Origin of the sequence: Paenibacillus sp. FSL H7-0442, assembly GCF_038593105.1 — a bacterium.
GTDB lineage: Bacteria > Bacillota > Bacilli > Paenibacillales > Paenibacillaceae > Paenibacillus > Paenibacillus polymyxa_D.
Map to the genome: position 1 here is coordinate 5,551,873 of NZ_CP151963.1, position 14,271 is coordinate 5,566,143.

A 14,271-nucleotide genomic window follows, 5' to 3' on the forward strand; every position below is an offset into this window, starting at 1 on the left:
CTACATTTTTTCTTCAATATCCTTCTTTATTATGGTCTCTCCCATGCGATTGGATACTTTTTGATAAATATACGAAATCGCCAACAGTACAACACCAAAAGAGAAGTAGGCTACAATCGTGCTTCCTGTCGTTAACAGGTGCAGATCATACAACAGCAGCTTACCTGTCGACAGCAAGGTCAAGCCCAATCCAAATCTGCGAATGTAGACCACTCGCTTGAGGAAGCCGTATACAATATACAAAATGGCCAGTAGCAAATACACCAGACTGAACACAAGACCAGCATCCCCCAGACGGAACTGAACTCCGAGAAAGGCGGTTATGATGCCCAGCAAATATACACCCATAATGACCGGATATAACTCATTACTTCTATAATGTCGGGTCATCAGTGCGTTCAAGAAATCCCTGCTACTGAAGAATACCAGCACATTGAAGGCAGCAAGTACCACCAACGCCACATAATCAGCAGCCGTATTTTGCGCATAATTTTCATGCAAAGTTGGAATCGCTACGGTGGCCACCAGTGCCAGCGCATAGCCTATGACGTACAACGCCAAGCTGTAGTATTTAATCACCCGATCGTACAGCAGCTTCACTTTAGGCAGGAAATAAGCCAACACCAGCGATACGCAGGTGTACAACAATACTTTGTACAAGGTGTAATGGGCAAACTCGTCGGATACAACGATGTTATACCAATGCCCGGCTTCATACAAAAGGTAGAAATACACGTTCACCAAAGCTACATATTTAAATCCTTGCATGATATGCATTTCGTACAACCGATTGTTTTTGAAAGCATTCGGACGGCTAAATTCAATCGCATAGAAGACGGTAACGACCAACATTCCCAGTGTAATGAGCGTATATTTGAGTCCAAAATAATCCGTCTCAAATCCTGACAACAGATATATAGGGAAATCGACGAAAAAGAATGCGCCCAGACACAGTAATAAAATGCCCCAGCCAGCTCGTTCCAATTCCTTCAACCGGTAACGGTGGCCATATAATGTAAGAAGAACCGCTTCGATCAACCACCCCATGGATAACCATCTAACTCCAAACTGGAACGGAATCATAAGGATGGCAAAGGTCAACGAAGTCGCATAAAATAATATTTTGGTTTGTTTCTCCTCTGGAATATATCGACGGACCCATTGTCCCAGACCCCCGTACACCAAGCAAAAGACGAGAGCCAACAAGCCTTTATAATCATCCAGGCCTGCATCACCGAACAGAGAATACAGAACGGAACAGCTCACGACTGTATTCAGAGCCAATAGGGAGAAATCCAGCCATGACAGTTTTGTTTTTAAACGGAACGGCACCCACAGTGTCATCCCGAGGTACATCGCAAATGTAATGACTGCATACAGCATGCTCGCTACGGCGCTTTCCGATAACCACGCCAGCACAATCATCAAGGGCGTATTAAGCAAAAAGCTGATATATTGCACGACGACCCACCGTTTGCGGAAGGATACAAGCAGAATCAGCAAGTTTAACAGGAACAAATAGCCCATGGCGATATACACGGCGTTCCCTTCCAGCCCGTTCGCTGCCATATAGGAAAAGAGCGGAAGATATCCCCCTACTAAACCAAAAGAGCATATCGTTCGGGATTCATACCTTAATGACAGTAGCACAGCGGTCACTGTAACGAGTACGGACAAGCCTATGCCTGTATACATTCCTATGATTTCTAACAAAAAGTAGCTGTAAAAAATCGATCCGTACAGTACAGAAATACCGCCGCCCAAAATACCGAGCGCAAAGGTCTGCTTCTGCTTGCGGTACAGCCATTCGCCGCCGCCCAGCATCAGCGCTCCTAGCAGAAAGAAGGCAACGCCCTTCATATTTCCTGTAAACCAGTTCGAGTATGAGTATTTAAATGCGGCTCCCACACCCAATATAATGAGCAAAATCCCCAGCTTGTTGATCCAGTTCAAGCCTAACTTCATTTCAAACTGATTTTGCTTCATGCGCTTCTGCATCGTTTCTTCGCTGATCTCTTCTTCTCCGAACTGCTGGAACTCGCTTGCCGTCTGATGAAGCAATTTGCGCTCGGCCTCCTGAAACCGCCTGCGTTGCTCCATGATTCGGTCTCGTATCTCCTCTGAGAACAGTCGTAATCGGGCGACGATCTCGTCCTGATCTTCTTTAAGCTCATGCGTAGTTTGCTGAATAAGCTGGTCCACTCGGTTTTTAGCCCCATATTCAAAGGATGTCAGCCGATTTTCCCCTTCTGTGGTTCTGGAAGCAAAATAGGTCTCCAGCTTTTCACGCGAAATGCGAATCATATTCGCCTTTTCGCTCAGCATTTGCTCCGTCAGCGCAGTGCGCAATTTTCCATTTTCCTGCTCAATATGTCGTACTCGCTCTTCCAAGTGAATGCAGCGAGCCTGATAATCCTCGAACTTTTTTCGCAGAACCTCATTCTCCAAAATGATATCTGAGGCTTCATAGTCTGCGATTAATGTTTGATACTCCTTGAGCAGCTTGTTCTGTTCTTGGCGGATCGTATGTAAACGATCTTTAAAATCCTCCATGTTCTCCTCCATCGCTGTCCATTTTGGTAATCATTACATTTTACATGAAATTAAAAAGGCATTATAGAGACTATAGCCTATTTTGAGCGTTAAATTGGTGTTTTTACTTAAATTTTCTTCCAGTTTCATCATCACAAAAAAAGCAGGACGAATATACATAAGAAATAAAGCCTACCTTTTCCCTTCGCAAACATGAAACCCGCATGGATGTGTTGCAGAGTCATGCCCTTGATTACCCTGCCGAAAATCAGTATACTAACAAAAAAGCAAACGATATTATGCCTGTGAAGAGCATCCAACTCGGAGGCGTTTACGCCAAGGACCATACGTTAGCGTAGGATATGGCGATATGTACCTAAGTAAACCGGACCCGCCCGTTACAGCGGAGCAAAGTGGATTGGAGAGTCATGACATCTGTCATGCTGTCCGGTCAATTTGGGTGGCACCGCGAGATCAAAGCGCTCCTCGTCCCTTATGGATGAGGGCGCTTTTTGTATTTTTATCCGAAAAGGAGTGCGGTGTCATGTTGGATATCAAATGGATCAGAGAGCATCAAGAACAGGTTCAGACGGCAGCAGACGGCAAAGGAATACAAGTATCGGTCGCAGAGCTGTTGACTCTGGATGAGCGGAGAAAACAGCTGCTTCAGGAAGTGGAACAGCTTCGGCAGAAGCGAAATCAGTGTAGTCAGGATATTGGTGCGCTAATCCATGCTGGTAAGAGTGAGCAGGCCGAAGGAGCAAAGCATCAGGTCAAAGAAATTAACGGACAGCTAGATCTTCTGGAGGCCCCGCAACAGGAAGTAGAAGAACAGTTTCAACAGCTTTTGCTTCTGATGCCTAATATCGTATCGCCAGATACACCACGGGGAAGATCGGATGAGGATAATGTAGAACTGGAGCGGGTCGGGTCGGTTCCGAACTTCGGATTTGAGCCAAAGGATCATATGGCGCTTGGTGAGCTTCACAAGCTTATCGACGTCCCTCGGGGTGTCAAAACAGCCGGTACCCGTAACTACTATCTGACGGGAGCAGGGGTTGCATTGCATCGGGCTGTGCAGCAGCTTGCGGTGGATCTGCTGACTGAACGCGGATTCCAGTTGCTGGACGTTCCACTGATGGTACGTGCAGAGGCGATGCGCAGCACTGGTTTCTTCCCGCTCGGACTGGATCAGACGTACCGCATCACAGGAGAGGATCAGTGGCTTGTAGGCACTTCGGAAGTGCCGCTGGTCTCGTATTACAGCGGTGAGATCGTGGATGTTACGGACCCGATTCGGCTGGCAGCCGTGTCCGTATGCTTCCGCAATGAGGTCGGCTCGGCCGGAAGGGATGTGCACGGACTGTATCGTGTGCACCAGTTTGCCAAGGTCGAGCAGGTCATCATCTGTGAAGCCAGCCTGGACGCTTCAGAGCAGATGTTTCAGGAGATTACGCGCAATGCGGAGGACCTGCTTCAACTGCTGGAACTGCCCTACCGTAAGATGGCTGTCTGTACAGGCGACATGGCGCAAAAAACCTACAAGCAGGTGGACATTGAGACATGGATGCCTAGCCGTCAAGCTTACGGCGAGACACATTCGTCGTCGCAACTGCTTGATTTTCAGGCGCGTCGTTCCAACATCCGCTACCGTAATGCGGACGGCAAGCTGCGATATTGTTACACGCTCAACAACACAGCGGTTGCTTCGCCCCGGATTTTGATTCCGTTGCTGGAGCATCACCAGCAAGAGGACGGTTCGATCCGTATTCCGGAGGCTTTACGTCCATATATGCCGCGAGGTATGGAATTTTTGCGTACTCCCTTGTTATGAAAACAGGAGTGCACTTTGAAAAGTAGTACCCCATGAGCAGGATTTCCCATTGTATCATCGCAAAAAAGACGAAGGACAAATATCCTTCGTCTTTTTTGATGTTTCATTGTGTCATTGTGCTTCTGCTTCCCAAGCGCTGGCAGGGCCAAAGAATTCATAGTGGATATCCGAAGCAGGGATATTCCACTCCTTCAACAGGCCGTATACCGATTGCATGAATCCCTCAGGGCCGCAAAAGTAATATTGTGCGTTACGTTCCGGTATCACGGATTGCAACCAGGCCAGATCCAAACGACCTTCCTTGTGAAAAGCCTGTGCCAGCCGATCTTGCTCCGTTGGTCTGCTGTAACACCAACGAACTGCAGCCTGTGCATGTGTGGCGACCAGCTTTTCCACCTCATTGCGCAGAGCATGGTTATCTCCGTTGACTGCTGCGTGGACAAAGGTGACAGGCCGATGCGGAGCAGATTTCACCAAGGAAGCCAGCATACTGACCATTGGGGTTAGCCCGACCCCGCCGCTGATCAGCACGACAGGTCTGCGATCTGCCCGATCCAGCGTAAAATCACCCGCCGGTGCAGATACCTGAAGCACATCGCCCTCTTGTACCTGCTCATGCAGATATACGGATACTTTACCTGCCGGACGTGACTCTACGGCATCCTCGCGCTTTACAGATATCCGGTAGTGGGATTGGCCCGGTGCATCCGAAAGGCTGTATTGACGAATATGGGTATTATGTTCGCCCGGAATTTCCATTTTTAAGCTGATATATTGCCCAGGCTCGAATTCAGGCAGCACCTGTCCATCCTGCGGCACCAAATAAAAGGACGTAATTTGGTCGCTTTCCTTAACCTTTTTCTGCACAACAAAGCTCTTAAAGTCTGACCAGCCTCCCTGCTGCTGTCCAGCCTCCTTGTACATTTCAGCTTCCATGTCTATAAATACATTAGCGATCACACCATAGGCCTCAGCCCATGCGGCAATGATCTCGTCTGTAGCCGCATCTCCCAGTACGTCTTTGATCGCAGCGAGCAGATATTTTCCGACAATTGGATAATGCTCGGGCTTAATTCCCAAACTGCGATGCTTATGTGCAATCTGACGTACCACCGGAATAATTTCCTCCAGACGGTCAATGTGCTGTGCAGCTGCGTATACAGCATTGGCCAGCGCTCCCTGTTGACGTCCTTGCTTCTGATTCGCGTGATTGAATATATTGAGAAGCTCGGGATGGGCTTCAAACATCATCTGGTAAAAACGCTTGGTGATTGTAGTTCCGTGTACCTCCAAAACAGGTACAGTCGATTTGATCGTTGCAATGGTTTGCTCACTTAGCATCTTTGTATCCCTCTTCTCTCCAAAATAAGATAACAAAGGGTATTTCAACATATGTCCCATTTGTTAATCCTCAATTTAAAACCCAGTATACCCACATAAAGTAACCGTTTATGTGATTCCAGTCACTTTAAATTTGAAATAATGTGAACGTGTCAATGACAAAACGCACAATCACAAACACTTCCCACATAACTGACGAGCTTTCCCCAAAGTTTCAAATATCTATATACCTATTTTGTATGTAATGATCAGATTTGTCCTTTCTCCTAACAACAGTTTCACCATGCTAAAGACTTCAATTTATTCCACTTGTAAACGCTTCCAATTGGGATAAAATCGAAGATGAGGTGCCGGACAAGCCGTTACGGCCCATCCTATTCGTGTTAAAGGAGGCAGATGATATCGTGAAGTGGATCCACAGCAGCAAATGGTTAGCCGCATGGATTTGTATCCTGTTCGCAGTGTCCAGTGCGGGTCTTCAACCCGACGTAGCCCATGCCCATACAACAGGAGTTACGCAAGCAACCTACGGGACCGAAGTGAACCAGGCGCTGAATGGTTTGGACGTCGCCAATGCCGAACTATCCCTGAGCGCAACAGCAAGCACGGCCATTACGAACGGAACGGATTGGAAAGACACCGCAGGTAACCCCATTCAGGCGAACAGCGGTAATATCCTAAAAGTAGGTTCCACTTATTATTGGTACGGCGAGCACGCCGAAAACTGGAAATTTGAAAAAGTGAACGTGTATACCTCAACCGATCTGAAAAATTGGTCCTTCCGCAGCACTATTCTCACCAAAGGTTCCGCCCCTGAGCTAAATTCGAGCAAAATCGAACGTCCCAAAGTCATCTACAACAAAACCACCGGAAAATATGTATTATGGGCGCACTATGAAAATGGCACGGACTACTCCCTAGGTCGTGTAGCCGTCGCTACCAGCGATACACCCGACGGAAATTTTGCCTACCAAGGCAGCTTTCGCCCGCTGAATTACGAATCTCGTGATATGACGGTGTTCACGGATACTGACGGTAGCGGCTACCTTATTACAGCTTCCCGTAAAAATGGCGGCGCCAACGATACGATGGCGATCTTCAAGCTGACAGCTGATTATACGGGCGTGCAGTCGTTTGTTGGCTGGATTTTTGAAAATGGCTATCGCGAAGCTCCTGCTGTTGTGAAAAAGAACAACACCTACTACCTGTTCACCTCGCAGGCATCCGGCTGGTATCCGAATCAGGGCGCTTACGCAACCGCCAGTTCCATGACGGGAAGCTGGTCTGCTCTATCGCCCTTCGGTGATCCGGCGGCTTATGGATCGCAAATCCACTCCATCGCCACGATTACGGGTAGCGCAGGAACCAGCTACATCTATATGGGCGACCGCTGGAATCCGCTCAACCTGAGCGACCACAAATTCATCTGGTTGCCACTAACTCTGAATGACTCCAACAAAACAGCAACCCTGAACTGGTACAGTAGCTGGGATCTGGATGCTGCGACAGGCACAGTAATCCTACCATCCCTTGTGAATCACGCACAGGGCAAAACAGCGACTGCTAGCTCAGCCGCATCCAGTTCTCCAGCTTCACTGGCGAACGATGGCAACGCCCAAACCTCGTGGAAGGCTGCTTCCGCATCCTGGCCCGCTTGGTGGCAGGTCGATTTAGGCAGTACCAAGACCATCAGCGAAGTGGATATTTCATGGTTTATGTACAAAGGATCTGAAGCGTATTACAAATATAAAATTGAATACAGCATGGATGGAGTTAACTACTCCACGATTGATCGCACAGGTAATACCACGTATGGTTTTACCAGTGACAAAGTCAATTTTCAAGCTCGCTACGTGCGAATTAACCTTGTAAATGCAGTGCTATTCAATAATCCAAACAACTGGTATACCCCGACGGTGCATGAAGTAAGATTGCTTGGCAATTAACTTTCACACTTGGAATATTGCCTTAATCCTTAAAAAAATATCGCACAGCTCTTGCGCAATGTTGTACCCATTTGCAGGAGCTGTGCGATTTGTGTTGAACCGCTATGTTCGAGTGCCTCTCTTAGACTCCTGAAGTATCACATGCCGGGCAGTGATAGTGAGTCGCAGATAATCAGATATCAAGCGCTGCATGATATCCTTGATATATTGCAGTCGTGATGGTAGATGCCTTAACGCAATCTCCGATTTGTGCGACATAAGGTGCACAATCAATTAACTCATCTACTACGTTTCTTCTTGGCCGTTGTCCAAGCGCACAAATGACTGAAGTACCTGGAACAAGATGTTCTTCACCATTTTGATCAGCGCAAACAACACCTTCTTGTGTAACATTCAGCCCTTTAAATCCTAAATGAACTTGAATGTTATTCTTTTCGATTTCTTTTAACATAATGGGACGATGTCTAATATTAGCATCCGGAGCCAGCTCTGCTCTCATCTCTACCAGATGAACAGTCTTACCTTCCTGAGCAAGGTGAATGGCTGCTTCACAGCCTGCCAGACCTCCTCCCAATACGACTACGCTATCGCTGACCCTGTCCTGCTCCAGGTAGTAGTTATTAACAATGACTACGTTATCACCATTCAATCCAGGAATTGGAGGAACAATTGCTGCGGAACCAGCTGCTATAATTAACGCATCAACATTTTCTTTCTCTGCATACTCTTTAGTAACAGGTGTATTCAAACGGATCTCAACGCCAGCGTCTTTAGCCAGCTTTCCGAGAGTAACACCTAATTCATACATCTCATATTTAAAAGGAATCGCCTGCTCTCCCCTCAAAATACCGCCTACCTCGTCAGCCTTCTCACATAGAATAACTTTATGTCCGCGTTTGGCTGCAGTAAGAGCTGCATAAAGCCCGCCTGGGCCTCCACCGGCTACTAAAACCTTGCGTGGATTAGGGGAAGGGTAAATTTCTGTTCCATCCATCTCGCGACCAATTAATGGGTTAACCGTACAGCGTCTTGTGGATGTTTCTGCACGTTCTGCCATACAGGTGAAGCATCTCAGACATTTAATAATGTCCTCGTCGCGGTTGCTCATCACCTTTCTTGGAAGCTCTGGATCAGCAAGCAGTGCGCGAGCCATTTCAACAACATCCGCCTGACCGCTAGCAATGATTTCTTCCATTTGAGCCGGGTCATTTAATCCGCCGACCGTTGCAACCGGAACACTTACATGCTTCTTAATCTCTGCTGCAAGATAAACGTTACTTCCATGAGGCAAGAACATCGAAGGATGTGTGATACCAAAGCCTGTCTGATAGGTTCCAGCAGATACATGGAGTAAATCGACTCTTGATTCGATTAATTTAGCAATTTCTATACCTTCTGTCAGGTCATAGCCGCCTTCAAATAACTCCGAACCACTCATTCTAAACTCGATTGGGAAGCCAGAACCCACCGCTTCACGGACACTGTCCAGAACCTCCTGTGCAAAACGCACCCTGTTTTCCAAAGTTCCGCCATACTTGTCTGTTCTGCGGTTGAAATAAGGAGAAAAAAACTGATTAATCAACCATCCATGTCCGCCATGAACCATAATCATTTCATAACCTGCTCTCTTGGCCAGTCCAGCACATCTACCATAAGCTGCTACGATATCATCAATTAGTTCTTGCGAAAGTTCCTTTACTTCTCTGCCATCCGGGCGTACTCCGGGGCTGGGTCCCCACTGAGCAAGTCCTTGTTTCTTATTTTTGTCAGTCAGATAAGTTCCTGCATACTGTCCAGAATGAGACAATTCCACACTGGCAATTGCCCCATGACGGCGAATAGCGTCTGCAGTATAGGTAAAACTAGCAAGAGAATCTACTGTCCCCAGATCCAGATGGTACATATGGGAAGCTTCCGTCTCAGGATGAACCACGACTTCGCTGACCGTAACTGACGCAGCACCGCCTTTTGCTCTTAATTCATAAAAAGCTGTAGATTTCGGTCCAATAGTGCAGTCAGCTGTAATATCTGTACCTCCCATAGGAGAGCCAAACATTCTATTTCTGAAAGTCACATTTCCAATTGTAATTGGTTTACATAGATTGGGATATTTTCTTTGCATGATCTCATGCTCCTTATCTGTATTTATTGCTATGGGTTAATTGATAGCTTTCTGATTCATATCCACAGCCATCTTCTGATTTTTTCGGGTAGTGAACTTATATACAAATGTTAGAACAAGTCCGGTTATGCCAAGTACGGCCGCAATGACAAAGGCTCTCTGATAGCTACTGTCTGTGCTGTAAACATGACTCATAATCGATGGGCCAAAGTATCCTGCTGTTGCAAATCCAATAAACATAATTCCATAATTCACACTATTATTTCTCACACCAAACTGATCGGCAGTAAATCCAGGAAATACCCCCATCAGTGCACCAAAACATAAACCAATAACTGAAATACCAATATAGAATGTCAACACACTACCTTCGCCTGAAAAATAAAGCAATGTGAGTCCTATGACCGAAAAGACAGAAGAAAAAGCCAGGGTATTGATTCGACCGATTTTGTCCGAAATATAGCCTGCAACGATTCGTCCGCCCGTGTTAAACAATGCCAATACGGAAACAACTGTCGTAGCGGCTGCCGCAGACATACCAATCATTTTCTGAGCTATAGGAGAAGCTTGTGATGTACACATGAGTCCGGCAAAAGCACCACACATTAATAACAAGATCATGATATAAAACAGAGGGCTTGAGAGCATGCCTTTCCAGTCTTTGTCGTTCTGAATAGAACGGCCAACATTTACAGTCTTGGGTGTCCATCCTGCAGGAACAAAGTCAGATGGACATTTCTCAATGAAGAAAGAAGCAGCACATACAATAATAAGAAATGCTATACCGATGATAATGAATGCTGATGTCACACCAGACCTACTGATTAAACTATTGGCAATAGGAGGTATAATAACTGAGCTTATTCCATAAGCAGCCGTTGTTATACCGCCAACTAATCCTCTTTTGTCAGGGAAAAACTTAATAGAGTTGCTAATTGTGCATCCGTAAACCATTCCCGTTCCTAGGCCGAGTACGATACCGTACGCCAATACCAGGTAACCTACAGATGTTGCAAATCCTGATAAAATCATACCGCCTCCAAATAGCAAGCCCCCTACAAAGATCACTTTTTTGGGCCCGAATCGATCATTAATCCAGCCACCTGAAATCATCGTGATAGGACCTACCGAATTTGTAATCGTAAATGCAATAGCCAAATTCCCCGGTGTTAAACTAAGTCCTGTGACGCTGCTCAAATATTCTGCCATTGGGGCAGAAAATACACTCCACGCGTAAATTGATCCAATACACAGATTAATAAAACAGCTTGCAATCAGAATAATCCATCTCTTTTTTGTAAGTTCCACTGAGATCTTCTTCTCCCTCGTCGTTGTATTGTGAAATCATTCACATATTTCGAAATAATATTAACACGTGCTTTGCAATATATCAACAGGAACATGTATGTAGTTATATGTTTTATTAAATATGTTTTCAATAATATATCAATCTTATTGTGGACTCGCTAAATATGTTATACTTAACCAATAAACGACGAAAATGTTAGGAAGAGTGCCTTATGAGAACTTTAAAATATGCCATTCTGGGCTTGTTAAATAAAGAACCTATGACTGGTTATGATATAGGTAAAGAATTCAGTAAAGATTTAGGCGAATTTTGGACTGCAAAGCATAGTCAGATCTATCCAGAATTAAAAAAACTGCTTAATGAGGGACTTATCGTCTACGAGATCCAAATTAGCGGAGAAATTTTAGAAAAAAAATTGTATTCGATTACGGAGAAAGGCAAAGAAGATTTTTTACAATGGCTAAAAAAAGCAGAGCCTATTGAACCCACTCCCAAAGATGTGTTTAGGCTGAGAATGTATTTTTCTAATCATCTGGATATAACAACCCGATTATATTTGTTGGAACATCAGCTGCTTCAACATCAAGATAGGCTGGAACATTTACGCAAAAATAAAGAACGTTATGAAACTATTCCTCCTCTTGATAGTGATAATTTTGGCGATTATCTTGTATTAGATGGTGCTATTTTACGCGAAACTATAACCATACAATGGATAGAAAGTTTTATTGCTTATTGTAAAAAATAAAGCATCTCATTTTCCCTTAAACTTATTGTAAACACAAAAAAGCACAAGGATTCGAGAATATGTAGCTCGAACCCTTATGCTTATTTTTTTACTAATCAACGCATTCGATTCACTGTGGTAAACACAAATTTATCGTACCGATGCCGCGAGAACGAGTATTCAAATGGTATACCTGTATCTAGATAACCCACCTGCTCAATTTCCAAGATTGGATCATCCGCTGCGCAGTCCAAATGCTCACGATCCAGTTCCGTTGACTTGGAGGCCCGGATGGTACGGTGTGAACCGACAATATTAAGTCCCAGCTCCTCCTTAATGTGTTTGTACACCGAGCCGTACAGCACCTCCTCTGTAATACCGCTGATCAGCTTCGTGGGCATGTATGTGCGCTCGATAACATAGGGCTCACCCTCCACGACACGCAGACGAATCACATGATATACAGGAGAATTGGCATCAATAAATAGATGGGTCGCTACCTCTTCGGATGGAAATTGAACGTCAAAGGCGACGATTTTATTTTTGATTTCTTTCCCGCGCAGTACGTTGGTTAACCCCAGCATTTCATTTACGACGACGTTAACAGGGCCATTGTGAACCGATTTGACGATAAATGTTCCATGTCCTCTTTTACGATTTAGCAACCCGTCCATCACCAATGTGTCCAATGCCCGCTTAATCGTCATCCGACTTACACGAAACTCTTTTGCCAGTGAGATCTCATCGGGAATCGGATCATCACTGCTATAGGTCTTATTCATAATCCGCTCTTTGACCTCTTGTGCAATCCGCTCGTATTTGTTCATCTGTCTACCACCTGTACTAAAAATTATTTTATGTCAGCATTTTACCAAAACATCGGTAGCGCTGGTTCCTTTTGTTCTGCAGGCGGGACGTTAAGGTATTACGGTATAAGTAAGTATACCGAACATTATACTTTCTCACCAGCGGCGTACAGCACAGTTCTATGACGATGATGAAGAAAAAAAGGTGGTCCAGAGGACCACCTTAGAATCCGTTATTCTCGATCACCTGTTTGAACCAGTGCCCACTCTGTTTAACGGATCTCTTGCCACCGTCCTGAAGATCGACAGACACAAAACCATAGCGATTCTTATAAGCATTCGTCCAGGACCAATTGTCCATAAACGTCCATAGGTGATAGCCCTTCACATTGGAGCCTTCTGAGATCGCTCGTTGGACCCATTTGAGATGCTCACGGATAAAATCAATGCGATAGTCATCGCGGATCATGCCCTGTTCATCTCTGAACTTTTCTTCACCTTGAACGCCCATTCCGTTTTCTGAAATGAAGCATTCAATGTTACCATAATTTTCTCTGACATTGGTCAGAATGTCGTAAATGCCTTTCTCATAAATCTCCCAGCCCCGCATCTCATTCATCTTGCGACCAGGCATGACGTAATAATCGAAGAAACGTTCCGGCACAAAAGGCGCATCCGGGTTCGGCAGACTTTCACGAGCCTTGACTCTGCGCGGCTGATAATAGTTAATCCCCAGCAGGTCCACAGTGCCCTGGCGTATAATCTCCCGATCTCCGTCTTCCATGCTTGGTACATATCCCTCTTGGCGTAACAGCTCCACGAGCAAAGGATTGAATTCTCCCGTCACAGATGGGTCTAAAAAGGAACGGTTAAAGAACGCGTCGCATATTTCAGCAGCCTGCACGTCTGCCGGATGCTGACTACGCGGATAAGTCGGCGTCAGGTTCAAAATAATTCCGATTTTGCCCTTGTAACCGCCCTCTCTGTAAGCCTTAATGACACTCGCGCTCGATAACAAGGTATGATATCCCACCTGTACAGCTTTGCCGAAATCCACTTCATTCGGATAGTGGAAATCGTATAGATAGCCGCCTTCCACCGGGACAATCGGCTCGTTATGCGTAAACCATTTGGCTACACGATCCCCGAATAGCTCAAAGCAAGTGTTAGCGTAATCCACGTAAGCTTCGACCGTCTCCCGGTTCACCCAGCCTCCATTTTCCTGTAAAGCCATCGGCAAATCAAAATGATACAGATTCACAAACGGCTCAATACCCGCCTGATGCAATTCTTCAATGACGGAAGTATAGAATTGAACCGCCTGCTGGTTCATTGCACCTTTCCCTGCCGGAAACAGGCGTGACCAGGAAATAGAGAACCGGAAAGAGTTATGGCCAAGCTCTTTCATGAGTGCAATATCCTCTTTGTAACGGGTATAGAAACGGGACGTATCGGCAGGGCCGACCCCGTCATAGAAACGGTTCGGCTCCTGCTCAAACCAATAATCCCAAATGTTCGGTCCTTTGCCGTCTCCCTCCACGGTTCCTTCTGTTTGGGTAGCCGAAGCTGAGGAACCCCACCAGAAGTCGGATGGAAAACGGTATTGAATGGTTTGCTGCTCTATATCTTTCATTTCGGTATGATTCACAGCTCT

General features: G+C 45.7%; 10 protein-coding genes. 4 read left to right on the forward strand and 6 right to left on the reverse strand.

Annotated features, from left to right (window positions below; all coding sequences use genetic code 11):
- Positions 1-2,553 carry a DUF2339 domain-containing protein gene (locus MHH57_RS24545; protein ID WP_069012252.1) on the reverse strand — a complete coding sequence of 851 codons (2,553 nt, stop codon included), beginning with the start codon at positions 2,551-2,553 and terminating at the stop codon, positions 1-3.
- Between the two features lie 203 nt (positions 2,554-2,756).
- Between MHH57_RS24545 and MHH57_RS24550 the strand changes: the two genes are divergently transcribed.
- Both MHH57_RS24550 and serS read left to right on the forward strand, forming a co-directional pair.
- The gene (locus MHH57_RS24550; protein WP_275041151.1) at positions 2,757-2,891 is read left to right on the forward strand and encodes a hypothetical protein; all 135 of its coding nucleotides are present in this window, start codon (positions 2,757-2,759) and stop codon (positions 2,889-2,891) included.
- Between the two features lie 185 nt (positions 2,892-3,076).
- Entirely contained in the window at positions 3,077-4,366 is a 1,290-nt protein-coding gene (gene serS, locus MHH57_RS24555) for a serine--tRNA ligase (RefSeq protein WP_342434641.1), read from the forward strand.
- Positions 4,367-4,477: 111 nt separating this feature from the next.
- Here serS and hmpA read toward each other — a convergent pair whose 3' ends face one another.
- A complete protein-coding gene (gene hmpA, locus MHH57_RS24560) occupies positions 4,478-5,707 on the reverse strand; it encodes an NO-inducible flavohemoprotein (protein ID WP_069012254.1) in 1,230 nt (409 codons plus the stop codon).
- A 404-nt stretch (positions 5,708-6,111) separates the two neighbouring features.
- On the opposite strand from hmpA, the gene MHH57_RS24565 reads away from it, so the two are divergent.
- Positions 6,112-7,653: a family 43 glycosylhydrolase gene (locus MHH57_RS24565; protein WP_342435190.1), complete on the forward strand. Its 1,542-nt coding sequence runs from the start codon at positions 6,112-6,114 to the stop codon at positions 7,651-7,653.
- A gap of 172 nt (positions 7,654-7,825) precedes the next feature.
- Here MHH57_RS24565 and MHH57_RS24570 read toward each other — a convergent pair whose 3' ends face one another.
- Both MHH57_RS24570 and MHH57_RS24575 read right to left on the reverse strand, forming a co-directional pair.
- Positions 7,826-9,775 (reverse strand): FAD-dependent oxidoreductase, encoded by a 1,950-nt coding sequence (locus MHH57_RS24570; protein WP_342419074.1) that lies wholly within the window; start codon positions 9,773-9,775, stop codon positions 7,826-7,828.
- A gap of 36 nt (positions 9,776-9,811) precedes the next feature.
- The gene (locus MHH57_RS24575; RefSeq protein WP_023990960.1) at positions 9,812-11,083 is read right to left on the reverse strand and encodes an OFA family MFS transporter; all 1,272 of its coding nucleotides are present in this window, start codon (positions 11,081-11,083) and stop codon (positions 9,812-9,814) included.
- Between the two features lie 212 nt (positions 11,084-11,295).
- On the opposite strand from MHH57_RS24575, the gene MHH57_RS24580 reads away from it, so the two are divergent.
- A complete protein-coding gene (locus MHH57_RS24580) occupies positions 11,296-11,832 on the forward strand; it encodes a PadR family transcriptional regulator (RefSeq protein ID WP_053326400.1) in 537 nt (178 codons plus the stop codon).
- 95 nt (positions 11,833-11,927) lie between these two features.
- On the opposite strand, the gene MHH57_RS24585 is transcribed toward MHH57_RS24580, so the two are convergent.
- Together MHH57_RS24585 and MHH57_RS24590 are read right to left on the reverse strand one after the other, a co-directional pair.
- On the reverse strand, positions 11,928-12,638 hold the full coding sequence (locus MHH57_RS24585; RefSeq protein WP_023990962.1) for a GntR family transcriptional regulator: 711 nt from the start codon (positions 12,636-12,638) through the stop codon (positions 11,928-11,930).
- Between the two features lie 202 nt (positions 12,639-12,840).
- Complete coding sequence (locus MHH57_RS24590) at positions 12,841-14,250, reverse strand: glycoside hydrolase family 1 protein (protein ID WP_342435191.1); 1,410 nt, start codon at positions 14,248-14,250, stop codon at positions 12,841-12,843.
- Positions 14,251-14,271 lie beyond the last annotated feature (21 nt).

What these genes read in the sequence shown, in the direction of transcription:
- MHH57_RS24545 (WP_069012252.1), bottom strand. Translation starts at nt 2,553, where the DNA reads ATGGAGGATTTTAAAGATCGTTTACATACGATCCGCCAAGAACAGAAC.
- MHH57_RS24550 (WP_275041151.1), top strand. Translation starts at nt 2,757, where the DNA reads ATGGATGTGTTGCAGAGTCATGCCCTTGATTACCCTGCCGAAAATCAG.
- serS (WP_342434641.1), top strand. Translation starts at nt 3,077, where the DNA reads ATGTTGGATATCAAATGGATCAGAGAGCATCAAGAACAGGTTCAGACG.
- hmpA (WP_069012254.1), bottom strand. Translation starts at nt 5,707, where the DNA reads ATGCTAAGTGAGCAAACCATTGCAACGATCAAATCGACTGTACCTGTT.
- MHH57_RS24570 (WP_342419074.1), bottom strand. Translation starts at nt 9,775, where the DNA reads ATGCAAAGAAAATATCCCAATCTATGTAAACCAATTACAATTGGAAAT.
- MHH57_RS24580 (WP_053326400.1), top strand. Translation starts at nt 11,296, where the DNA reads ATGAGAACTTTAAAATATGCCATTCTGGGCTTGTTAAATAAAGAACCT.
- MHH57_RS24585 (WP_023990962.1), bottom strand. Translation starts at nt 12,638, where the DNA reads ATGAACAAATACGAGCGGATTGCACAAGAGGTCAAAGAGCGGATTATG.
- MHH57_RS24590 (WP_342435191.1), bottom strand. Translation starts at nt 14,250, where the DNA reads ATGAAAGATATAGAGCAGCAAACCATTCAATACCGTTTTCCATCCGAC.